Raw genomic sequence first — 20,313 nt, 5'->3', positions numbered from 1 at the left:
GCTATTCTCCCTCTTCGAGCCGGAAGCCGACCAGCAGCGTGACCTGGTAGCTGTTCACATAACCGTCGGTCAGGCTGCCGCGAATCTCTTTGACCTCGAACCAGTCCAGGCTGCGCAGGGTCTGGCGGGCTCGAGCCAGCGCTACCTTGATGGCGTCCTCGAGGCTCTCTGAACTGCTGCCCACCAGCTCCACCTTCTTATAGACCTTGCTCATAGCCGACCTCCTTGTCAGATAAAAGGCTGTACCGCCATGATAACCCGTCTGGGCGGGCGGCCTCCTTTTTGGCGCCTCGGACTACGCTATTAGCTGCGGCTATAGTGCACGATTCCGTCGAGCTCGAGCCGCTTCACCAGCCCCTCGGCCACCAGGTACTCCAGGTGCGCCAGGGTTTCCGACCAGGCGAAGCGCCGCTGGGCCAGGTTGAGGTCGCCCGGAAACAGCCCCAGCGATAGCTGCCAGCAGGTCTGGGGCGTGCTGTCCATCAGGCCTAGCAAGAACCCCAGCCGCTCCCGGTGGTGGGCTTTGAGTTCGGCTACGCGCCCGGCAATGTCCCGGATGGGCCGGTAGTGCCCCGGCAGGGCCAGCGAGGCCCCCAGGGCGGCGGTTTTTTCCAGCGACTCGAAGTAGTGCTGCAAAGGGTTGGGGTACGAGTAGGCCCAGAGGCCAATGTTGGGCGAGATGCGCTCCAGGATCTGGTCACCAGCCAGCAGCACCCCATCCGACTCGCGCAGCAGCATGGCGTGGCCGTCGGCGTGGCCCGGCGTCCAGACCACCCGCAAGCGCATGCCTGCCAGCTCGAGGGTCTGCCCGTCACCAAAGGTTCGAAGGTTCCGGGCCGGGTGCACCCGGCTGCGGGTTTTGGCCATCTCCTTGCCCAGGTCGCTCAGGTAGCCATCGTGCACGCCATGGCGGTAGAACAATTCCTGCCCGCTGCGGGTCATCTCCTCGGGCTCAGTCCAGAAGATGTGCCCTCGAGCCTTTTCCACGTCCAGCATCCAGACCGTGGGCCCCTGGGCCTCGATCAGCCCGGCCAGGCCGTAGTGGTCGGGGTGGTGGTGGGTTATCACCAGGTGCTCGAGGTCGCCAAAGCCCAGGCCGTGCTCCTGCAAGGCGGCCTCGAGACCGCTCCGGGCCTCGGGGGTGTCGAGCGCACAGTCCACCAGCACCGGCCCCCCGCTAACCCCGGGGCCCGGCATCAGCAGATAGCAGTTCACGTATTTGAAGGGGTACGGGATGGAAACCGGGATGGCAAATATGCCCGGTGCAACCTCGGAGGACAGGCGGGTGGCGCGTGCCATAAACAGATTGTACCAAGTCAAAGTTTTTTGGCTAGATGAAAGGTAAACAGGGCTGGACACACCGGGGGCCCGGCGTGGTACGATCAAGTCCCGTGATAGTTTGGCTGCTCTACCGCAGGGGTTGAGCGTTAATGGGCCAAGTTTTCGTAGCGCTGCGTCTGGCTCAGCGCAATGGGGGTTTGTTTATGAAATACATTTTTGTGACCGGCGGTGTGGTGAGCAGTCTGGGCAAGGGCATCCTTACCTCCAGCCTGGGGGCCATTTTGCGGGGGCGGGGCTACCGCGTAACCGCCATCAAGATCGACCCTTACGTCAACGTGGACGCGGGCACCATGCGCCCCTACGAACACGGGGAAGTTTTTGTCACCGGCGATGGGGCCGAGACCGACCTGGACATCGGCCACTACGAGCGCTTTCTGGACATAGACCTCTCACGGGCCAACAACATCACCACCGGCCAGGTGTATCTGTCGGTGATCCAGAAAGAGCGCCGCGGGGAGTACCTCTCTCAGACCGTGCAGGTGATTCCTCACATCACCGACGAGATCAAAGACCGCATCCGCCGCACCGCCCAGGAGCAAAACGCCGAGATTGTGGTGGTGGAGGTGGGGGGTACGGTGGGCGACATCGAGAGCCTGCCCTTCCTGGAGGCCATCCGCCAGTTTCAGTTCGACGAAGACGATCAGGACATCATGTATCTGCACCTGACGTTGGTGCCCTACTTCGCGGCCTCCGAGGAGTTCAAAACCAAACCCACCCAGCACTCGGTCTCCACCCTGCGCGGGGTGGGTATCCAGCCCGATGTGCTGGTGCTGCGCTCGGAGAAGATGGTGCCGGAGGATGTGCGTAAAAAAGTGGCCCTATTTACCAACGTGCACGCCGGCGAGGTCTTCAGCAGCCCCACCGTACAGCACCTCTACGAGATGCCGCTGGTGCTGGAGGAGCAGGGTTTGGGGCGCGTGGTGGAGAAAAAGCTGGGTCTGGAGCCCATCCAGCCCAACCTGAGCTTCTGGCAGAACGCCGTGCGCAAGCTCAAGCAACCCAAAGACGAGGTGACGGTGGCCTTCGTGGGCAAGTACGTGAAGATGCCCGACGCCTACCTGAGCATCCTGGAAGGCTTCCGCCACGCCGGCATCGCCCACGACGCGCGGGTCAACGTCAAGTGGGTCAACGCCGAGGAGATTACCGATCTGGCCAAGGCCGCCGAGCTGCTGGGCCAGGTGGACGGCGTGCTGGTGGGGCCTGGCTTTGGCATCCGGGGGGTGGAGGGCAAAATCCTGGCAGCCCGCTACGCCCGCGAGCATCGGGTGCCCTATTTTGGCATCTGCCTGGGGCTGCAAATCGCGGTGATCGAGTACGCCCGGAATGTGCTGGGCCTCGAGGGGGCCAACAGCACCGAGTTTGACCCCTACACCCCCCACCCGGTGATCGACCTGATGCCCGAGCAGCTCGAGGTCGAGGGGATGGGCGGCACCATGCGGCTGGGCAACTGGCCCATGCGCATTCACCCCGAAACCCTGCTCTACAAGCTCTACGGCAAGGAACTGGTCTACGAGCGCCACCGCCACCGCTACGAGGTCAACCCCGCCTACGTGCAGCGGCTCATCGAGGGCGGCCTGACGGTCTCGGCGGTCACGCCCGGCGTGCAAGGCCGGGGGGAAGGGCTGGTCGAGGCGATTGAGCTGGCCGACCACCCCTTCTTTATTGGCCTGCAGGCCCACCCCGAACTCTCCAGCCGCCCCATGCGGGTCTCACCGCCCTTCTTTGGCTTCATTGGCGCCGCCCTCGAGCGCAAGCGCCAGGCTCTATTCCAGTCCATCTAGCCCCAATCTGGGCTATTGCTGACTGGCAAAGTGCCGGGCTGTGCGCCCGGAAAAGCCCCGGCCCTCGAGGGCAAAGCGCAGGGCGGCCTGACGGGTGGCCTCGTCAAGCTGCCCTCCAAGCAGATGCGCGACGGCCTCGAGGTAAAGCTGCTGGTCGAAAGGCGGAAAGGTGAGCACCAGCCCGAAGCGGTCGGCCAGGGCCAGCTTGTCCTGCAGGGTGTCCCAGGAAGCGGGGTCGCTGGCGTTGGGGTCGGGGCGCTCGGCCCAGTGCTGGGAGACCAGGTTGCGCCGGTTGGAGGTCGCCACCACCAGCACGTTGGCAGGCCGTTCGTAGACCGCACCCTCGAGCAGCACCTTGAGGAGGTGGAACCGCGCATCCCCCTCGGCAAAGGCCAGGTCGTCCATGAACAGCACAAAGCGAAAGGGCAGCGGGGCCAGCGCCTCCATCAGCGCAGGCAGTTGATCCAGCCCCTCGGGCAAAACCTCCACCAGCCGCAGGCCACGGTCGGCGTAGTGGGTGCGCAGGGCCTTCACTGAAGTGGATTTACCGGTACCCCGCGCCCCGTACAAAAGCATGGGCACCGCCGGACGGCCTGCAACAAAACGCTCCACGTTGGCGCGCAGCGCACCGATCTGCCGGGCATAGCCCACCAGATCGTCAAAGCAGGCTGGATCGGGCTTCTCAATGGCTTTCACCTGACCATCGAAGATAAAAGCGCTATGGTAAAGATAAATCCCGTAACCATACGTCCGGTAGAGGGCTTGCACAGAAGCAGCAGAGCCCTTTAGCAGGGCCTCCAGCGCCAGGGCTTCGGCCGGGCTGGGCTCGAGGTGTCCAAAATCAGAAAAAGGGTGCTCTTTTCTGAGGTGATCCAGCTCCCTGCGCAGCCGCGCCAGCTCCTGATCGATCCAGTCGGCCAGCCCAGGACTCAGAGGCTCGCTCAGCAGACGTCGGGCCAGGATCTCGTCGGAGAGTATGCGTTTGCTCAAAACCCAGGCCCAGGGCTCACCTTTGGGTACTCGAGCATAAAAAAGTTCGGCCAGCGGGGTTGGGTGTAAGGGAGGGAAAAGCTGCATTGCCGGCTATTTTAGCCCGAAAACCGCCAGGGCGCCCGTGCAGAGCCATCGGCGGCTTAGGCCTTAGCGCTAACTTTGCTGGGATTGGCAGCCTCCATGACTTCCTTACCGGAGGGCGAGGTGATGCGCTTGATAAAGATGTCAACCAGCTTGGGGTCGAGCTTTTTACCCTTGAGGCGGTTAAGCTCCTCGATAATTTCCGCAGGTTTCCAGGCCCGCTTGTAGGGGCGGGGGCTGTAGAGCGCATCGAAGGTATCCACCACCGCAAAGATGCGCGCCAGAATGGGGATATCCTGCCCCTTCAGGCCGTCGGGGTAACCACTGCCATCCCAGTTCTCGTGATGGTGGCGCACCACCTCGAGGGTTTCCTGGGGTAGAAAGGGCACCCGTGATAGCATCTCCCACCCCCTCACCACATGGCTTTTCATAATTTCCCACTCTTCATCGTTGAGCTTATCGGGCTTGCGCAGGATGTTGTCGGGGATGGAGAGTTTACCGATATCGTGCAGGTAAGCCCCCCAGCGCAGGAACTTGCGCATCGAAGCATCGAGGCCCACATCCTGTGCGAGTTGATCAGACCAGGCCACCACCCGCTTGGTATGACCCTGGGTCTCGTGGTCGCGGAATTCCAGCGCCAGACCCAAAGCGCGCAGCGTGCCGTCGTAGGCGTCCTCGAGCTGCTTGAGGGCCTCCATCTGCCCAAGCTGAGCCCCCATCACCCGAATGAGCGAGTTGGCAATGGCCTTTTCTTCCGAATGAAAGGGTTTATTGCCTTCCCGGGCCAGAATCACCACGCCCAGAGGGCGCTTTTGCCGGGCCGAGACCGGCACCGCGGCCGTGGACCAGCCTACGCTTTCTGGGATGCCCTCGAGGTAATTGCCCACCGTAAAGCTGTCGGTGAGGGAGGCATGGGTGCTCAGTTTTTGTTGGGGCAAATGACGTCCACGGTAGCGCTCGAGGGCGCCTTTGGCGCTCACCACCACCGGCTTGCCCTCGCGAAAACGCACAAAAGCCAGGTGCGGGGCAATGCCCAGGTTGTGCAGATAGGCCATGGCGTTTTCGGTAAGCTCGAGGGGGTCGTTGGCTGTGCTGATGCTCAGGCTTGCCTCTTCTAGCAAATGCATGTGCCGCAAGGAATCCTCGAGCTCCTTCTGTTTTAGCCTGTCACGCTCGCGCAACCATGCCACAAAGCCCAGCGCAATTAGTCCAGGAAGCATGGTGACCAGAAGGCTGTCCACGCTAAGGTTGGGCCTTGGGTATAAGTGTTGTAGCAGCGTGTATATCAGCAGCAACGGCACCGCCCAGCGTAAACTGCGAAACCCGCGGCTCCAGACCCAAGGCATCAAAAACAAAAAGCTGAAGGCCTGGTAGGTGTCTGGAAGGTATAGAAACGAAACCACACCCCAGGCAAGCAAGGCCAGTATGCTAAACAGTATCTGGTTGCGCGATGTTCTCGTGTTGTAAAGCCTCATGGTACGCACGTTGTACTAAATCTAGCACCAGGCACAGCAATCGCTGGGTTATTTGCCGCAGGGGATTGCACCCTAGCGGTATGCAGCCCAGCATCCAACTGCCTTAAGGGCCTGGAACCTTTGCCCGCCCAGTCGCAGGCCAAAAACCATATTCATAAAAAACCAACCCGAGGGTGAGCGCCCCTCGGGTCTTCCCGCCTAAGGCTTGGTGGGCTGTGCAGGAATCGAACCTGCAACCCACTGATTAAGAGTCAGTTGCTCTGCCAATTGAGCTAACAGCCCAAGCAACACATAAATATAGTGGGGTCAACCCCTTTTGTCAATGGGTTGTAGTCAGGGGTCGGCGCGGTGTTTGACCGTTTCTTGCTAGTCATGTTATCTTTGGTGTTGCGTTCTGGCAGGCAGGCCAAACGCACAGCCGGGGAGTAGCGCAGTCTGGTAGCGCATCTGCTTTGGGAGCAGAGGGTCGCTGGTTCGAATCCAGTCTCCCCGACCATGCGCTCCAGGAAAGCGCCCTGTGCGGGAGTAGCTCAGTTGGTAGAGCGTCAGCCTTCCAAGCTGAATGTCGCGGGTTCGAATCCCGTCTCCCGCTCCAAATCTCCGCCCTCCGGGGCGGCTTTAATTTTTGGGCGAACAGCGGTATTTACCAGTTCATCAAGTCTGCTAAACTATCGCTGGCCTGGTTGGGCCCTCGTGCGCCCGTAGCTCAGTGGATAGAGCAGCCGCCTTCTAAGCGGTAGGTCGGGGGTTCGAATCCTCCCGGGCGCACCAGTCCAGGACGCTAAAACCCCAGCTTGCTAAAGGCTGGGGTTATCGCTTGACACCTTATTGACACCTAAACCCTCAACTCCGAATACTCCCCCACCTTACCCAGAATGGCCTGCACATAGCTTGCATTCCGCTGCCCCGCCAGGAAGGCCCCCGGCCCCACGTTGTAGGCGTGCAGCACCTCACACCAGGATGCACCGGGCAGGCGAATGTTTTTCAGCCAGCGCAGGTACAAAATGCCGGCAGACACCGCGTACTGAATCCGCACCGGCGTGGGCATGTTGAGCAGGAGCGTTGGATCAAGTCGCACAGTCCTGAACGCGCACGGCTTGACCTGCATGGGGCCAATTTCCGTACCCGAAGCGCAGTTGGCCCCGTTGTTGCTTATTCGCAGGGCCTCCGCCACCCGGTCTACATGCGGGTTGAAGGTGCTCTCGTGCCAGGCCACTGCCACCACCAGATCGGGGGGCACCTCCAGCCCCTCGGCCTGGGCCAGGGCCCCGGCCACCACCGCCGCCAGCGAGCGGCCCCCGCACTCACTGCACGAGGTATTTTTCAGGCGCGGGTTAGCTTCCACGACACGGGCATAGATGCGATCTATGAGATCCCAGCGGCTCTTATCCAGGGGCGGAGGGCCTGGGGGCGGGTAGGGGCAGGTAGGGGATGGCGGCGCACCAACGGTTCCCCCACCACGAGGAGCCGAAGCCGCCCGTCCCCCGGCCAGGGCCAGAAGGGCCGCGCCGCCTAAAACGGCCCAGGCTATGTAATGATGATTTCGCTTCGACACTCTATTCTTACCCTTTTGACATGTCCCGTAAATCGCACACTGCGGCTAATGCGTTTGCGTCCACGGTTGAGAGTTACACACACTTTCATTAGTTCCTTTCATTGAAAGAGCACCTGGATCTTGCTATAGCCCCCTTCAAGATCCACCTCAAACTCCACTTTTTCTACAAGGAAAGAGATCTCCAGAGCTGCTGATGGCGGTAGAATATATGGCCCCACTTTGGAGGAACCATAAGAGAACCAGATTTGAACGTTACTGTATCCCATGTTAACTAAGTGGCCTCTTGTGGCGGGCTTTCCTAATACACCCGCTACGTCTAGGTGGGAGCGGTTGTAACCAAAGACTTCGCCAGTAGGAATGCCATATACGTCAATCTGGGAGATCAGGGGCAGCCGGGCCGGGTCGTGCCCGGCCACGTCCCGCCGGGGCCGCCCGTACTCGTACTCCAGGGTGCGCTGGATGGCCGCCAGCCTGTCCTCCAGGCAGGCCAGCCTTTCTTCCAGGGCCTTCACCGCGCCCTGGGCCTGGGTGATGATTTCTTCCGGTTTCATGCCCAAGAGGTTGAACATTTAGTAGGGCCTCCTTCCTGCGGGGGCTGGGTGGGCAAATTGCCTATGCTTTGCCGAACTAGCAGGGCCAGGATGAGCAGGGCCAGGGCGTAGACCGTGAGGAGCCCCAGGCCCACCCCCACCCCCTGCTTGTAGGCCTGCCAGAGGTTTGTTCCGCTATTGGTTGCTGCTGCCATCTCGTCCAATGAGGGCCCCCAGAATCGCCAAGATCAGGATAATCCCCAACCAGACCAGCGCTGCGCCTACCACAAAGCCAGCGCCCACCTGCACGCCGTCCTGAAAGTTCACTTTGCACCTCCTGCTTTCTGCTCCATCCCGGTAGCCCGAATGCGCGATAGCGCGGCCTCTACCTGCCGCTGGGCGATATCGCGGCCCAGGCCTGGGGCCATCTGCTGCAAGGCAGAAATGGCCTCCTCCAGCTTGGTCTGGGCCCGTTCTTCAAAGGAAAGGTTACTTTTGCGATACCGTTCCTCAACGCTGAGCACCACCTGCTCGGCCAGTTTGGGAACGCGCTCCGACAGCCAGCGCTCGTAGTTCCCGGCGATGATGCGCACGATCCCCGCCAGGATTGGCCCCACTATGGGAATCTTCCCAAGGAGCGCTATCAAACCGCCAGCAAACAAGGTTATTACGCCTACGGCTAAGCTGGCCTGGAGCAGCCAGACGATCCATAGGTTTCCAGATGGTATAAAGTCAGTCCAGTTCACCCTATCCCCCTAGATGCGATCCCAAATCGGGGTTTGTTCTGTTTGGTTCCAAGCAAGGTCGCTATCGTAGGCAATGGCTATTCTGCCCGCCGTAGCCGGCCCCCCGTGGTTGGCGCAGGCCGCCTGTGCGCTGCAGCCGGACTGGGTAGAACCATCCGCACAGGGCCAGGCTGCCATGCAGGTGATATAGCCTGTATCACTAATCGGGGTTTGTTCTGTTTGGTTCCAAGCAAGATCGCTTTTTCTTTCAACGATGGCTATTCTGCCCGCCGTAGCCGGCCCCCCGTGGTTGGCGCAGGCTGCCTGTGCGCTGCAGCCGGATTGGGTAGAACCATCCGCACAGGGCCAGGCTGCCATGCAGGTGATATAGCCTGTATCACCAGCAGGGGTTGGGGGCGAAGTAGTTTGAGGCGGTTGTTGAGCTTGAGGTGGTGGTTGCGTCCCAGCCTGGGAAGCGACATATAGCCCCACACCGGCCACGCCCAGACCGCCCACCAGCCACCAGACCCAGTTCATATCTCATACCCTCCAAGCGGCGTCGAAGGGCGGCAGAGGCTTGGGAAGATCGCGCAGGGGTTGCTGAACGAGCCGTAGCCAAAGCCCGGTGCACCCCCGCCGGGGTTCTGATAGTCGGGGTTCCATCCGTCGTTCCAGCCGGAGCCGGGCTGCTCTTGCTGCTGGTTGTCTGGTTCGGCCGGGTCGGTCTGCGCCTGGGGCTGGCCCAGGGCCTTCCAGCCGAAGTACACCAGCACACCTCCCACCGCAAGCAAAACAAGGGTTTTAGCGTCCATTTCGCACCTCTTCTTTTTTCCTGGCCCTGGCCTGGGCCGATAGTTCAACCTGGATCGCCAGGTGTTTTTCTATCTGCCTCATGGCCGCTTTTATCTCCTGCAGATCGCTGAAGACCAGCTTCAGAAAAGCCAGAAAGGCCACCACCCCCAGGCCCTTGTCCACGGCGTCCAGGAATTCCATCAGCAAAACACCCCCTGGGCTTCCAGATCAGCAATCCGGCGGCGCAGGTTGTTGATCTGCTGCCGCGCTTCTTCCGCCTGGCGCTGGGCCTCCTGGTACTGGTTGCGCAGATTCTGCACCTGGTTATAGGCGGCCCCGATCTGGCTGTTGATGCGGTCAATGTCCGCCCAGGTATCGTCCCAGGAGCTGCCTTCTTTTTTGGGGTGTTTGCGCTGCTCGAGGCCACCCCCGGCCTGCAGGAAGGTCATGCAGGCGTTGTAGGCGTCCTGGTTGGTCTGGGTGCCGCTTACTGTCCACCATTCGTTGATACCGCATATTGGAAAGCCGTTGCAGTGGTACTGGAAGGTGGGATCCTGGGCGTAACTGCGGCAGTTGCCCTGGGCCAGGCTTTCCAGGTCGCGCATCTTTTTTTCGGCATCGGCCCGCAGGTCTTCGTACTCTTTCAATTTGGAGCGGTATCCGGTGAGCACCTGGCACAAACTGGTGCGCTCCTGCCCTGAAACACCGGGGTGGGTGGGCACCTGGGGCGGGATGCCGGGCACCGTCTCTTCCGCTTTGGGCCGGCTCCTGGCGTAGGTGTACAGCCCAAAGGCGGCCAGGCCTCCGGCGCCCACAACAGCGAATACCTCAATCGGCTTCACGCCCCAACCTCCACAGAATCACGCCGAGCAGGCCCGCGCCGGTAACCAATAACAGCGCGGCCTGGCCTGAACGAGCGGCCTGGTAGTTGTAGTAGATGCGGGTGCGCTGGGTGTCCTCCTGCCAGTAGCCCAGGTCACGCTGGGCTGCGGCTTTGGCTTCCTCCGCCCGGCGCAGCTCGGCCCACTGGGCAATGGCCCCGTCCACCAGGTTCCGCGAGGTCTGAACCTGGGCTCGAGCGGCCTCTTCAATAGCCCTGGCTTTGCGATCTTCGCCAAGAAACCCAAAGAGACCCCCCAGCGCACTTCCGAGAAACCCAAGCAACTCCATCTCAATCCCGCAGCATCAAGACCAACACCAGTACCAGCGCGGCGGCCCCCACCACCCAGACCCAGGCTGGCACCGCGGGCTGGGGTTGCACCGCGATGCCGGCAGCCCTGGCTTTCTCGGCCTCGGCCAGGGCCCTGGCCTTTTCGGCTTCGGCCTGTGCTTTCAGCAGGTCGTACCGGGCCTTTTCCTGGTCGGTGTAGATGTAGGGGTCTAACAGGGAACTCACATCTCCCAGGCCGCCAAGGATCTGCTTCCACAGCGGCGGCTCTGCCGGGCCGCTGGTTGCCAGGTTGTTGTCGTTGAAGGTGATCTGGTAGGCGTTGCCGGTGCTGAAGCTCATACGCTACGCCCTCCTTACAGCCCCGCCCGGTTCTCCAGCTCGGCCAGGCGGTTGATCTGGCCCTTATCCAGCACCTGCACCCGGCGGGCCAGGGCCGCGATGTGGACGTAGTGGCCCGCCCGGTCGTTCCAGACCATGGGCACCTGGGTGGTGCGTACCTCGAGCACCAGCCGGGTGCCCGGCACCAGCTCCACCTGCTGCGGCCAGGCCAGCATGGTTTCCAGGTTGTTCTGGTCAACCGAGTGCATGGTGCCGAAGGACTGGTTGAACACCGTCGCTACACTATCGTCAATCCCGCCCGCGTCCCGGGCCACCCGGAAGCGGAACTGGCCGTCGGCATGGGTGTAGTAAATCTCGATGTTGCTGGTGGTGGGCACCCCCGCCGGCTCGGTGAATGTTACCTGGCCGCCGGCGTAGTTCACGCTGGTAATAACGAGTTTTTGCCACACCCCACCCACCTGGGCCCATACCGCCACGTCGGGGTGGTAGGCAGAGGGCAGGGTGGGGGCCCCCTGGGCGCTCTGGATCAGGTAGGGCAGGTTGACGGTGCGGGCCTGGGGTGCGCCCAGGTTCTGCCCGGCCACGGTCTGCTGCCCCTTCAGGTAGACGCGCAAGCGTTTCTCCCCCGCCATAACGCGGAAGTGGGCGGTCTCGGGGGTGCGCATCTGGGCCAGCGGAAACCACTCGTTGGCCCGGTAGGGGAAGCCAGTACTTTCGATGTCCTCCCCGTCAATCCAGGCGAAGGCCCAGTCGCTCATCTGCACCGCTGCGGGTGCCGGGCGAACTGGTGCAGCCGCCTGCTGGGAGTTCGAGGTTTCCAGGCGGGGCAAATCACGAAAGGTGTCCAGGCCACGCCGAAGCAGGTTGCCAAGGTTATCCAGGATAGCCATTGTTCCTCCTGCCTAGATAGTGGAGTTGTCCACGCCCACCGGCAGTTCGATCCGGGTACGGGCGTCGGCCAGGGCAGGCGTCGCGCTGGATTCCACGTAAACTTCCAGAATGTCCCCCTCCCGGAAGGCAAAGCCCTGGGGGGTTACCCCGCCCTTGGCCGGGCTCAGGGTGGCGAGGATGTTCTGGTAGTACTTCGCATCGCGCTGTTGCGCCTCGCTCAGGTCGTAGTACCCGGCGTACTGGATTTTGCCCAGGAACTCCGGCGCATCGAAGCCACGGGTCTTGCGGGCCAGGAAAACGTCGGTGTCGTGGGGGAGCTGGTTGCCACCCGTATCGTAGAGCTTCAGCACCACGGGCAGGGGGTTGGCGATAACCCACGAAGCCCCCTGGGGCACCACGAACTCCGCCACCTTCACCCGCTGCCTGCCGGTGTAGTCGCGGTAATCCGGGCCGCCCTTGATCAGGGTGATGGGGCGGGCGCTGGGCCGAATGGTTTTGATGCGGTTAAAAGCCTCCTGCATGTTTCCTCCTAATCACTAGTCAATGGCCAGCAGGGTCATGACCAAATTTGCAAACGACCCTGCCGCGACTCCCAGACCGATGTAGTCCACCATGGGGTCATCGGTCAGCTTGTTGTTGATGAGCAGGGTTCCGAGTAGAACGCCGCCCAGGTTCAGCAGCAGCCGATTGGTGTAGGCGTTGGGCACTTCCGTGGTGGTGGGCTTTCCGTCGCTGCCCACCTTGTAGTAGCGCACCTTGCCGTCCGGGCCCTTAGCGGCCCAGCCAAACAGGTCACGCCGACTGGTGTAGATGGTTTTGCGGGCCATATAGGCCCCCAACACGCCCAGGGAGGTGGCGACCACAATTGGGTTCTGCACCACCTCCAGGGGGTTGGAGGTGCTGGCTAGCTTTTGCATGTCCCGGCCCGCTTGAATCGCCGCCTGTTCCGCCATTACTCCTCCTTACCGATACCAGCGTGGGCAGCCGCTGGCCTGAAAAGCAAGCGCAAGGGGAAGGTGCAAAGCGGCAGGTCAAAGCGGCCCTAAAGTACACCCCGGCAGGCTGCTTTGACCTGCCGGGGTGTACTTGTTGCGTCTGGCTCTACAAACGCACCCACATCCTGCGCCGGGGGTTTTGGGGGTTGCGCAGCACCAGGCCCCCCTCTTCCCGATCCAGGTTCTTTACACCGTACTCCGGGGGCAGGCCGTCGTCCGGGCGGGCCAGGGTGCGCACCCGCTCGCCCAGCTCGGGGAAGTGCTCGGAAACTGCCCGCACGTCGTTGGGCTCGGTGACCCGGAAGGTGACCAGGTGGGAGGCCTGCTTGCGCACGCCGGGGTCTATCCCCCCGGTGAGGCCCTGGAGCATCTGGGTCACGAAGATGGCGTTGTGCCCGGCCTCGCGCCCCCCGGTGAGCACCTCAAACAGTCCCTTGGGCACCGCCCCCCGGGGGAAGAAGTGGTAGGCCTCGTCCACCAGCAACAAAACATCCCGCTGGCGCATGATCTCCGCTCCCAGGGCATCCAGGAAAGCGCGCGGGTCGTAGCCCGTGACGTGGAAGAAGACCCTGCTGTGACGCCGCAGGGCCCGGCTTGGATCGCCTTCTTCCTTTACCCGGAAGCGGGCCTCGCAAAGGTCGGAGAACTCCGTTTTGCGGTTGACGATGACCAGCTTTCGGAAGCGCCCCATCATGCGAAGCAGGATTTGACGGGCCAGGGTGGACTTCCCCGACCCCGACTTGCCCACGATGAGGATGCGGAAGGTCTGTCTACCGGCCATAGGGTGCGATTTTTTTCAATAACCAGGAAAGGCTGACGATTTTTGTGCTGTTGATTTTTTTGAGTTGCAGTAGATGGTTTTTATCTCCGCTGACGAGGTAATCAGCTTTGCTGGCTACCGCGATAGCCAAGATGATGTCGTCATCCGGGTCAGGCGAAGCTTTAACCCCTTGAGTGGGCCGCACCAGGATTGCTGCTTGTCGAAAAAGCGAGATGAAGTGTCCTATCTCTTGGGGAGATAACACCCCAGGGAATTTTTCCCGTAGCACCCGTTTGAGTTCATTTAGTTGCTCAATGGCAGTGACAATTTCAAAGCGTTCTTTTTCCAGACCGAAAGTGACTACCAAGCGATAGGCTTTGCCTTTTTTCAGCAAGGCAGCGATGAGTACATTAGTGTCAAGAACGATTTTCAAGGCGTTGGAAGATTTCCTTTTCGCTTAGTTTGATCCGTCCACTTGTCGCTTTCATGAATTCGGCCAGTTTCTTTTTGGCTTTTTTACGCTTGATTTCTTCTTCCAGAAGGCGAACTGCTTTTTGACTCCAACCTGGACCATATTCTTTCTTGAAGCGCTCGAGTTCTTTTTCTAGTGCAGCAGGTAAGGCCATATTTCCAGAATAGCTTAGGCTTGGTAGCTTTGCCACAGCTCCCACCCTGCCCAGGCGGCCAGGGCGAAGGCGACCACGGCCTGGGCGGTCTCGCACTTGGGGCAGCCCTGCCCTTCGCGCAGGTTCTTTAGGCGGCCCAGGCCCAGGTAGAGGCTACCGGCCAGCACGGCGATGGGGAAGACGTTGTTTTTGATGGCATCAAAATTCACACCACTACCTCCTGCACGTAGGACGCTATAGGAGACGCGACGGCTTGAGCCCGTGCAATCCGCTCTTCCCGCGAAACAGGGCGCGTGGGGCCAAACTCCACCAGCACCGCCGGGCCTGGAAAGTCGTCAATGTAGAGCCGGCCAAACCGACTGGCAGATGAAGGGCGAACCCATGCCCCTCTCAGAACTGCGGCAATCCGTTCAGCCAGGCTCCGGGATAGCGGATGCGCGGAATAGTACACCCCAGGGCCCGGAGCGGTGGGGGTGTCGTGGTGCACACTGACAAAAACCCGGGCTCCCTGCGCCTGGGCCATGCGGGTTCTCTCGGCCAGCGGCACAAACACGTCTGTGGTGCGGGTGAAGCCCACCGTGTAGCCCAGGGCCACCAGGTACTCCTTGAGGGTGAGGGCCTGCGCCAGGTTGAGATCGCTTTCGCGGGTTCCCGAATTGGGATCCACCGCCCCAGGGTCGCGCCCACCGTGCCCAGGGTCTAAAACCAGATATGCACTTTTTCTAGGCCTGGGCTGGTTCATCAGCACTACCCCCAGCAGGAGGATTAGGAGCACTCCGAGCCCGTATTTCCTGAACTGCACGCATACCTCCGTAGACGCTCATGGCCATCACCCCCGCCCCCAGCAGGATGCGCAGCCAGGGGGGCAGATGCTCCACGCCCCCTTGCAGCGGCAGGCGGTTCTTGCCGATGCCGTAGGCGGCCAGGGCCTCCCCCACCTTGAGCGCGTCCAGCACTGGTGCGGGAGGGAGCATGGGGAGTACGCCCCCCTGAAAAGCCCGGGTGAAGGCTTCCACTTCTTCCTGGGTTTGCAGCCTCAGCCCCAGGATTAGCATCCAGGTAGCCCCCTGAACCAGATCGGCCCCGGTAAAGGGTTCGATGGATGGGGGTTCGGGGGGAAGGTCGGAAAAAGAGGCCTCCCCCTGGTTGTCTTCTATGTTCTGGAAGCCTTCGTCAGTAGATGATGGGGCCGGATCCGGAAACCGCAGAACCGCCGGTTCTGTTTCCGCCGCAGTTCCCACAGGGGGTTGTTGCACCGGTGCCTCCTTTCATACCCAGGACTGCCGCAGCCACTACCAGCACCGCACCCAGAACGGCCACGGCGTACCCCTGAACAGATTTGGGAGTAGGTTTGGGGTTGGCAGGCTCGGCTTTTTCTTTGGAAACCTTTTCCGAAGGGTTTTCGTTTTCAACCGCCGCTGTTTTTGGCATGGATACCTCGGGCTGTGATTCCACTGCCTGGGTCACAACGGGATCGAGTTCGTCTGGCCCCAGGGGAACGGCCTCCACCTGGCGGGGCGCTTCGGGTTGCAAAGCTGGCATCTCCACCGGTTCTGCCAACAGTGGTTCTGGCAGCCTTAGGGTCATGGTTTACCTCCTGCCTCTGGGCCAAACCGCCAGGGCCAGAACGCCTATGCCCAGGGCGGCTAGGCCCACGCCGGAGCCAGTGACCGCTACCGAGCGGGCCGGCTCGGGCACGAGCTGCACGGTCTCTTTGATGGTGGCTACGATGCGCCAGGTTAGATACAGAATCGCTATGACCGCTGCTGCGGTGAAAATGGCTGGCAGCGCGGGAAGGAAGGCGGGCTGGATCAGGTCATCCGGGGTATACCAGCTTAAGGCCGGGGTTATGGCCCACGGATCCTGGGCCCCCGAGGTGGAGGCGGTGGGGGTGGCGGTTACCTGGAGCCGGATCACCAGGTCGCTGCCTTTTTTACCCCAGTCCAACACTTTTATACTCGAGCCGTATTTTGCTTGCAGCGCTCGTTCTAGGTCGGATCGGGTTACCCGCGAAATATCGCCACTTTGGTGGGCTAATACGATCTCATAGGTGCCCGGCCCAAGTGGCTTGTCTGAATTTACAGGCACGCGTTGAAAAGCCATGCTTTCAGGCTTGCCCGGTTGCGCTGCAGAATCAAGCGCAGAGCGGAGGTGCAAAACGACGGTGCAGGTGGGCTTGCCCACCTGCCGGTGCAAAGCGGCCCAGGCTTAGGTCGCTTTCTTTTGGTGTAGCCGACGTACTATTTCCACCAGCGCTGCCAGCTTGCCAATAACCCCCCTACCCACGCCGGGTAGGGATTCCAGGTCGCGGATGTCCCAGCCGTGGATGTTGCGGATGTCGCCCCCAAGAGCCTGGCCGATGGAACGGGCGGCCTGGAGATTCCCGAAAAGGGCGTAGAGCAGCATTTCTAGGGGTTGGCTTTCTAGCGGAACGGGCTCGCGCTTGCGAGAGGCCAGGTCGAGCAGGCGGCGTGAAGGGCGTCCTTTGCGTATGTCTTCCATGCGCTTACCTCAAGTTGAGCACCGGGCAGTCGTCGAGCTGCACGGCGGTGGCGGGGCCCGGGGTGCGGATGCGGTACTCACCACCGCTGCCCACCTCCGGGGTGGCGGCGGTGATGTTGCCCTGGTCGGTGTAGACCAGGATGCGTTCTGCCGAGCCGGTGATGGTCAGGCGAATTTCGTTGACACCCTGCGCTACCTGGGTGATCTGGCCCAGGCAGTTGGCAGGGGCGGGGGTGGTGGCGGTAGGTGCTGGGGTGGTGGCCGGTGCTGGCACCTGGGTTACCAGGGGTTCTTCGGGCTGGGGCCGGGTGAAGAGGAAGGCGAAGTACCCGATTAGCACGGTCAGCAGCACCAGGCGCAGCGGGTTGAGTTTCTCGTCCATAGCTCTAGGGTAGCAGATGATCAGGCCGCTTTTTTCTCCAGCACCACCGCCACAAGGTAGCGCCTGGCCCCCCACTTACGCGGCATTCGGCCTTTGGCCTCTACAATCTTGGTGGCAGGGCCCAGGTTCAGAGCATTCAGCAGCGCCTGCATCTCGCGCGGATCCTCTTTTCCTCCAGGTCGCCGCAGGTAAACGATGTATCCGATCTCGTTGAGCTTCAAGCCCACCTGCACCTTATCTGCCGGAGAAGTGGGAATGGCAATCCAGGCGGTTTTACCCGGCTGGGCCTGAGCGTTCTCTGTCAGACCTGCCACGGCCAATTTCAACCACTCTGGGTTCAAACGATCCAGCCGCATGATTTACCCCACCCGATAGGCCGCAAAGGGGGATACCAGCTCAAAATAGCCCTCTTTGCCCAACAAATAATGCGCGTAAGCCCCTGCTGATCGGGCGAAGCCGTCCTGCCGGGCCTCACTGGCAATGGAAACTACCCGGAACAGCACCCTCAAAACCCCTTCTCCACCCCCGTAGATGATGACCCGAAGGGCTGACCAGACTATGCGTAACCAGAACGCCATGCTCTTCTGGTCGCCCAGGGCCCGGGCAATGGCTGCCGCCGTATCGCGGGCCCAGGAGCGCCGGCCTTCGCGTCTATTCGGAATGCTGGCCACCCGGAGCAGCTCGCGGAGGTCACGGCTGGTCTGAGTGTCGGGATATAGAGATAACGGGTGTTTTTTTCTTTGGGTGATTAACGGTTTCCCTACTATTGATTGAAGAGTTAATCCCTTCCCTAATTGATGTAGTCTTTTATATCCCGACATTGTGTCCGGGTTTGCATTTGCTGCCCTTTCAGTGCGTCCTTCCTGGCGATCCTCAGCCAAATTTCTCCAAGGAAGTGCCAGGTACGGGGCCAGCACACGGATTTTCCGTCCAAACGAGCGGCGAATCGGCTTGACCCGCACCCGCCAGACAGTCCCACCACGCACGGCATGGTTTTTACCAATGCCCTCACCAGAAACCATCCAGGTCTCCCAGGCGATCCAGTCCTGGGCCACGCCGCGGTAGCTTTCATAGCGGGCGTCGTTCAGCCATCGCTCCAGGGTGCGGTCGGATATTTCAAGCATACGCGCCAGCTCCCACTGGGCCAGGAAAACCGTGGCCTCCCGTTCGGGGACGTGGCGGGCCCCTTCCCGCAAGGCGAAGGCCACCAGCAGGCGCACCAGGGGCCGGAGGGGGCCCAGGGCCTCCCAGTCCCCGGCTTTTCGAATCAAATCCTCTGCTTTGCTAAGCAAGTCCTGCCATTCGAATCTGCGCACCTCCTCCCAGTCCGGTGCAGGGGTGTTTTTCTGGAATGATTCTGCCTCTGTGAGGCCTTTTGACAAGCCTTGAGAAGGGGCGTGGGTATCAGAGGTTGCAGGCGATGCAGGAGGGGCCTTATCGGGCGTTTTAGAGGGCGGATTTTTTGCGTCCTGGACGGCATCTTCTCCGGATTCCCGTTTTTTCAGAGCCTCGTGAGTCCGCAGCAGAATCTGTGCAAGTTGCGGGTTCCGCTGTCGTATTGCTTCAATCTGGGCTTGAATTTCTGGGTTCATGCAACTCTCCCTTCTATGCGGTGTCATGAACACGCTGCACCAGGTAGGGGCCCTGGCCCAGCTCCACCTCAGTCAGGTTGACCAGGCCGGTGAGGGGCCTGGGCCAGTTGGGCTTCCAGATGGTGATGGTGCCGCTATGGCGGGCATACACCCGCAGCAGCGGGCCCCTGGGCCAGGCCGTCCAAAGCAACGATGAGCCAAAAGACCAGAAACATTCCCAAGGCCAGATATGCGGTGTGCCGGCGTTCGGACATCTTCATGTCAAACCCCCCTCCCCCGGTAGCGGGCCAGGCGCTCCTCATGGCCCACCACCTTCACGTGCCGGATACCGGCGGCCTGCTCCAGCAGCTCCAGCTCATTTACCAGGCGCTTCACGTCCTTCCAGGCGAGATAGCGGTTCGCCTCGTAAAACTCCCCAATCTCGTGACTGTCCAGGTAATCCACCACCGCCTCTTCCTGGTATTCGCCCACATCTCGGTAAACCCGTTCAAGGGCGATTGCTAAAGCCATTTCCAGTCGTGCTACACTATCCATAACGTCTCCTTTCAACCCCGGTGCCAGCCGGGGTTATTTCCTGTGGGTGTAGTCGTAGGACGCCCAGGGCTCGGGCGTGTTGAGCCATTCGTCGAGGGCTTTGGCCGGGATGATGATGCGGCGGCCCAGCCGCTTGTGCGGCAGGGTGCCAGCCCGCACCAGCTCGTAGATGGTGCTGGGGTGGACGTTGAGCAGCCTGGCGGCCTCGTCCACCCGGTAGGCGACTTTGGGCAGAGGATTGGGTTGTTCATTCACGGGGGGCCTCCTGGGATACCGACTGACCTTTTTTGATGTATTCCTCGAGGTTCTCGACTGGGATCAGCAGCTTTCGACCTAGACGGCTAGCAACAAGACGCCCTGCCCTTATCTCCCGGCGCAGACTTTCTTCATGAACGCCTAAGAGGCTGGCTGCTTCTTGAACGGTGTAGGTCAATCTGGATGGCAACTGTAGTTTCCGCATTGCAATCACAAATACCACTTACTCAGCTAGGTGTCAAGTACAGTTGCAATGAGTTGTGTTAGGTTGTTTACAAATGACAGCTACAGTTACCACCCAAGCAAATAAAGTGGTCACCATAATGCCCGTAGATGATGTTTCTTTGTTCGTTCAGAAAAGGATAAAAGAGTTGGGTTTGTCAGTTAGAAAAGTGGCTAGCATGGCTGGAATTAGCCATACTCATCTTGGCAACCTGATTAGAGGAATTTCATCTTGGAAAGAGGTACAGTTTTCAACTTTAGAGCGTTTGGCATATGCTTTAGATATTCCGGTTAACGATTTGGTTTACCTAGTTCGAGGCAAAGTACCCAGTCTTGATCACCGCGAACGCGTCACCCCCGTTCGCTTCCTCATCCAACCCGTGCGCGGCCTGGCCAGTGCCGGCCAGCCGGTAGACCCGGAGGGGGTGCCGGTGCTGGCGGATGTGTGGCGGCGCGGCAGCCTGCTGTACCGGGTGGAGGGCGACAGCATGGCCCCCACCCTTCACGATGGCGACCGGGTGTATGTAGACCCCAGCGAAACCGAGCTACGCGAGGGGCGCATCTACATCTGCGAGATACCGGGCGACGGTCACACCATCAAACGGGTGCGTCGCCTGGACGACGGTCAGCTCTGGCTGGTGTCGGACAACCCCGCTTACCGGCCCTGGCGGCCTTCCGAGATGCGGATTGTGGGGCGGGTGTACTACCACGATCCGGTGGGGGGGAGGTTGTGATGAATGAACCAAAACAAACCTGTTCGTATTTGAACAT

General features: G+C 61.0%; 34 protein-coding genes and 4 tRNA genes. 5 read left to right on the top strand and 33 right to left on the bottom strand.

The features are described from left to right. Position 1: 1 nt before the first annotated feature. The gene (locus tag MRUB_RS07310) at positions 2-214 is read right to left on the bottom strand and encodes a dodecin (RefSeq protein ID WP_013013705.1); all 213 of its coding nucleotides are present in this window, start codon (positions 212-214) and stop codon (positions 2-4) included. Between the two features lie 89 nt (positions 215-303). Next, on the bottom strand, positions 304-1,299 hold the full coding sequence (locus MRUB_RS07305; RefSeq protein ID WP_013013704.1) for an MBL fold metallo-hydrolase: 996 nt from the start codon (positions 1,297-1,299) through the stop codon (positions 304-306). Between the two features lie 185 nt (positions 1,300-1,484). Between MRUB_RS07305 and MRUB_RS07300 the strand changes: the two genes are divergently transcribed. Then, a complete protein-coding gene (locus MRUB_RS07300; protein ID WP_013013703.1) occupies positions 1,485-3,122 on the top strand; it encodes a CTP synthase in 1,638 nt (545 codons plus the stop codon). A gap of 12 nt (positions 3,123-3,134) precedes the next feature. On the opposite strand, the gene MRUB_RS07295 is transcribed toward MRUB_RS07300, so the two are convergent. From MRUB_RS07295 to MRUB_RS07285, 3 genes are all read right to left on the bottom strand, one after another. Continuing rightward, positions 3,135-4,199: an ATP-binding protein gene (locus tag MRUB_RS07295; RefSeq protein WP_013013702.1), complete on the bottom strand. Its 1,065-nt coding sequence runs from the start codon at positions 4,197-4,199 to the stop codon at positions 3,135-3,137. Between the two features lie 56 nt (positions 4,200-4,255). After that, complete coding sequence (locus MRUB_RS07290) at positions 4,256-5,416, bottom strand: HD-GYP domain-containing protein (RefSeq protein ID WP_235438188.1); 1,161 nt, start codon at positions 5,414-5,416, stop codon at positions 4,256-4,258. 461 nt (positions 5,417-5,877) lie between these two features. Beyond that, a tRNA-Lys gene (locus tag MRUB_RS07285) sits at positions 5,878-5,953 on the bottom strand. Between the two features lie 137 nt (positions 5,954-6,090). Between MRUB_RS07285 and MRUB_RS07280 the strand changes: the two genes are divergently transcribed. From MRUB_RS07280 to MRUB_RS07270, 3 genes are all read left to right on the top strand, one after another. Continuing rightward, a tRNA-Pro gene (locus MRUB_RS07280) sits at positions 6,091-6,167 on the top strand. A gap of 23 nt (positions 6,168-6,190) precedes the next feature. Then, positions 6,191-6,266, top strand: a tRNA-Gly gene (locus MRUB_RS07275). A gap of 100 nt (positions 6,267-6,366) precedes the next feature. After that, positions 6,367-6,442, top strand: a tRNA-Arg gene (locus MRUB_RS07270). Positions 6,443-6,506: 64 nt separating this feature from the next. Here the strand turns inward: MRUB_RS07270 and MRUB_RS07265 are convergent. From MRUB_RS07265 to MRUB_RS16340, 28 genes are all read right to left on the bottom strand, one after another. Continuing rightward, positions 6,507-7,016, bottom strand: coding sequence for a transglycosylase SLT domain-containing protein (locus MRUB_RS07265; RefSeq protein WP_013012377.1), 510 nt, complete (start codon positions 7,014-7,016; stop codon positions 6,507-6,509). Positions 7,017-7,324: 308 nt separating this feature from the next. After that, the gene (locus MRUB_RS07260) at positions 7,325-7,777 is read right to left on the bottom strand and encodes a hypothetical protein (RefSeq protein WP_244403983.1); all 453 of its coding nucleotides are present in this window, start codon (positions 7,775-7,777) and stop codon (positions 7,325-7,327) included. Next, a complete protein-coding gene (locus tag MRUB_RS15570; protein ID WP_013012379.1) occupies positions 7,774-7,971 on the bottom strand; it encodes a hypothetical protein in 198 nt (65 codons plus the stop codon). Before MRUB_RS15570 ends, MRUB_RS07260 begins: the two co-directional genes overlap by 4 nt. Continuing rightward, positions 7,952-8,083, bottom strand: a complete 132-nt coding sequence (locus MRUB_RS16210; protein WP_280109456.1) for a hypothetical protein — start codon at positions 8,081-8,083, stop codon at positions 7,952-7,954. Before MRUB_RS16210 ends, MRUB_RS15570 begins: the two co-directional genes overlap by 20 nt. Further along, positions 8,080-8,403, bottom strand: a complete 324-nt coding sequence (locus MRUB_RS07255) for a hypothetical protein (protein ID WP_223299578.1) — start codon at positions 8,401-8,403, stop codon at positions 8,080-8,082. Before MRUB_RS07255 ends, MRUB_RS16210 begins: the two co-directional genes overlap by 4 nt. 611 nt (positions 8,404-9,014) lie before the next feature. Next, entirely contained in the window at positions 9,015-9,293 is a 279-nt protein-coding gene (locus tag MRUB_RS07250; protein WP_013012381.1) for a hypothetical protein, read from the bottom strand. Further along, positions 9,283-9,474: a hypothetical protein gene (locus tag MRUB_RS07245; RefSeq protein ID WP_013012382.1), complete on the bottom strand. Its 192-nt coding sequence runs from the start codon at positions 9,472-9,474 to the stop codon at positions 9,283-9,285. Before MRUB_RS07245 ends, MRUB_RS07250 begins: the two co-directional genes overlap by 11 nt. Further along, a complete protein-coding gene (locus MRUB_RS07240) occupies positions 9,474-10,115 on the bottom strand; it encodes a coiled-coil domain-containing protein (protein ID WP_013012383.1) in 642 nt (213 codons plus the stop codon). The genes MRUB_RS07245 and MRUB_RS07240 overlap by 1 nt, the downstream gene beginning before the upstream one ends. Continuing rightward, complete coding sequence (locus tag MRUB_RS07235; RefSeq protein ID WP_013012384.1) at positions 10,102-10,443, bottom strand: hypothetical protein; 342 nt, start codon at positions 10,441-10,443, stop codon at positions 10,102-10,104. Before MRUB_RS07235 ends, MRUB_RS07240 begins: the two co-directional genes overlap by 14 nt. Position 10,444: 1 nt before the next feature. Further along, on the bottom strand, positions 10,445-10,783 hold the full coding sequence (locus MRUB_RS07230) for a hypothetical protein (protein WP_013012385.1): 339 nt from the start codon (positions 10,781-10,783) through the stop codon (positions 10,445-10,447). 14 nt (positions 10,784-10,797) lie between these two features. Then, positions 10,798-11,673, bottom strand: coding sequence for a hypothetical protein (locus MRUB_RS07225; protein ID WP_013012386.1), 876 nt, complete (start codon positions 11,671-11,673; stop codon positions 10,798-10,800). A 12-nt stretch (positions 11,674-11,685) separates the two neighbouring features. Further along, a complete protein-coding gene (locus tag MRUB_RS07220) occupies positions 11,686-12,195 on the bottom strand; it encodes a hypothetical protein (RefSeq protein ID WP_013012387.1) in 510 nt (169 codons plus the stop codon). A 15-nt stretch (positions 12,196-12,210) separates the two neighbouring features. Then, positions 12,211-12,627: a hypothetical protein gene (locus MRUB_RS07215; protein WP_013012388.1), complete on the bottom strand. Its 417-nt coding sequence runs from the start codon at positions 12,625-12,627 to the stop codon at positions 12,211-12,213. A gap of 148 nt (positions 12,628-12,775) precedes the next feature. Further along, complete coding sequence (locus MRUB_RS07210; RefSeq protein WP_013013700.1) at positions 12,776-13,450, bottom strand: AAA family ATPase; 675 nt, start codon at positions 13,448-13,450, stop codon at positions 12,776-12,778. Continuing rightward, positions 13,440-13,862 (bottom strand): putative toxin-antitoxin system toxin component, PIN family, encoded by a 423-nt coding sequence (locus MRUB_RS07205; RefSeq protein WP_013013699.1) that lies wholly within the window; start codon positions 13,860-13,862, stop codon positions 13,440-13,442. Before MRUB_RS07205 ends, MRUB_RS07210 begins: the two co-directional genes overlap by 11 nt. Further along, the gene (locus tag MRUB_RS15565) at positions 13,846-14,055 is read right to left on the bottom strand and encodes a hypothetical protein (protein WP_013013698.1); all 210 of its coding nucleotides are present in this window, start codon (positions 14,053-14,055) and stop codon (positions 13,846-13,848) included. The genes MRUB_RS07205 and MRUB_RS15565 overlap by 17 nt, the downstream gene beginning before the upstream one ends. A gap of 14 nt (positions 14,056-14,069) precedes the next feature. Beyond that, positions 14,070-14,264: a hypothetical protein gene (locus MRUB_RS07200; RefSeq protein WP_013013697.1), complete on the bottom strand. Its 195-nt coding sequence runs from the start codon at positions 14,262-14,264 to the stop codon at positions 14,070-14,072. Beyond that, positions 14,261-14,797, bottom strand: a complete 537-nt coding sequence (locus MRUB_RS07195) for an N-acetylmuramoyl-L-alanine amidase (RefSeq protein ID WP_015586242.1) — start codon at positions 14,795-14,797, stop codon at positions 14,261-14,263. The genes MRUB_RS07200 and MRUB_RS07195 overlap by 4 nt, the downstream gene beginning before the upstream one ends. Beyond that, complete coding sequence (locus tag MRUB_RS07190) at positions 14,778-15,311, bottom strand: hypothetical protein (RefSeq protein ID WP_015586243.1); 534 nt, start codon at positions 15,309-15,311, stop codon at positions 14,778-14,780. The genes MRUB_RS07195 and MRUB_RS07190 overlap by 20 nt, the downstream gene beginning before the upstream one ends. A 334-nt stretch (positions 15,312-15,645) precedes the next feature. Further along, positions 15,646-16,005, bottom strand: a complete 360-nt coding sequence (locus tag MRUB_RS07185; RefSeq protein ID WP_015586244.1) for a hypothetical protein — start codon at positions 16,003-16,005, stop codon at positions 15,646-15,648. Positions 16,006-16,263: 258 nt separating this feature from the next. Continuing rightward, positions 16,264-16,557: a hypothetical protein gene (locus MRUB_RS07180; protein WP_013012395.1), complete on the bottom strand. Its 294-nt coding sequence runs from the start codon at positions 16,555-16,557 to the stop codon at positions 16,264-16,266. 4 nt (positions 16,558-16,561) lie between these two features. Next, positions 16,562-16,939: a hypothetical protein gene (locus tag MRUB_RS07175; protein ID WP_013013696.1), complete on the bottom strand. Its 378-nt coding sequence runs from the start codon at positions 16,937-16,939 to the stop codon at positions 16,562-16,564. A gap of 20 nt (positions 16,940-16,959) precedes the next feature. After that, a complete protein-coding gene (locus tag MRUB_RS07170; RefSeq protein ID WP_223299581.1) occupies positions 16,960-17,253 on the bottom strand; it encodes a hypothetical protein in 294 nt (97 codons plus the stop codon). 45 nt (positions 17,254-17,298) lie between these two features. Continuing rightward, positions 17,299-18,531: a hypothetical protein gene (locus tag MRUB_RS07165; RefSeq protein WP_013013694.1), complete on the bottom strand. Its 1,233-nt coding sequence runs from the start codon at positions 18,529-18,531 to the stop codon at positions 17,299-17,301. Positions 18,532-18,544: 13 nt separating this feature from the next. Further along, the gene (locus tag MRUB_RS15785; RefSeq protein WP_015586577.1) at positions 18,545-18,721 is read right to left on the bottom strand and encodes a hypothetical protein; all 177 of its coding nucleotides are present in this window, start codon (positions 18,719-18,721) and stop codon (positions 18,545-18,547) included. Between the two features lie 71 nt (positions 18,722-18,792). Beyond that, a complete protein-coding gene (locus MRUB_RS07160) occupies positions 18,793-19,065 on the bottom strand; it encodes a hypothetical protein (RefSeq protein WP_013013692.1) in 273 nt (90 codons plus the stop codon). Positions 19,066-19,098: 33 nt separating this feature from the next. Continuing rightward, the gene (locus MRUB_RS07155; protein WP_013013691.1) at positions 19,099-19,320 is read right to left on the bottom strand and encodes a helix-turn-helix domain-containing protein; all 222 of its coding nucleotides are present in this window, start codon (positions 19,318-19,320) and stop codon (positions 19,099-19,101) included. Further along, positions 19,313-19,525 (bottom strand): helix-turn-helix domain-containing protein, encoded by a 213-nt coding sequence (locus MRUB_RS16340; protein WP_036271030.1) that lies wholly within the window; start codon positions 19,523-19,525, stop codon positions 19,313-19,315. The genes MRUB_RS07155 and MRUB_RS16340 overlap by 8 nt, the downstream gene beginning before the upstream one ends. Positions 19,526-19,841: 316 nt before the next feature. Between MRUB_RS16340 and MRUB_RS15780 the strand changes: the two genes are divergently transcribed. Then, positions 19,842-20,276, top strand: a complete 435-nt coding sequence (locus MRUB_RS15780; protein ID WP_052310724.1) for a S24 family peptidase — start codon at positions 19,842-19,844, stop codon at positions 20,274-20,276. Positions 20,277-20,313: the final 37 nt, after the last annotated feature.

Source organism: Meiothermus ruber DSM 1279 (assembly GCF_000024425.1).
GTDB classification, from domain to species: domain Bacteria; phylum Deinococcota; class Deinococci; order Deinococcales; family Thermaceae; genus Meiothermus; species Meiothermus ruber.
Note: the sequence above shows the minus strand (reverse complement) of the source record. Positions and strands in the feature narration are given on the sequence as shown.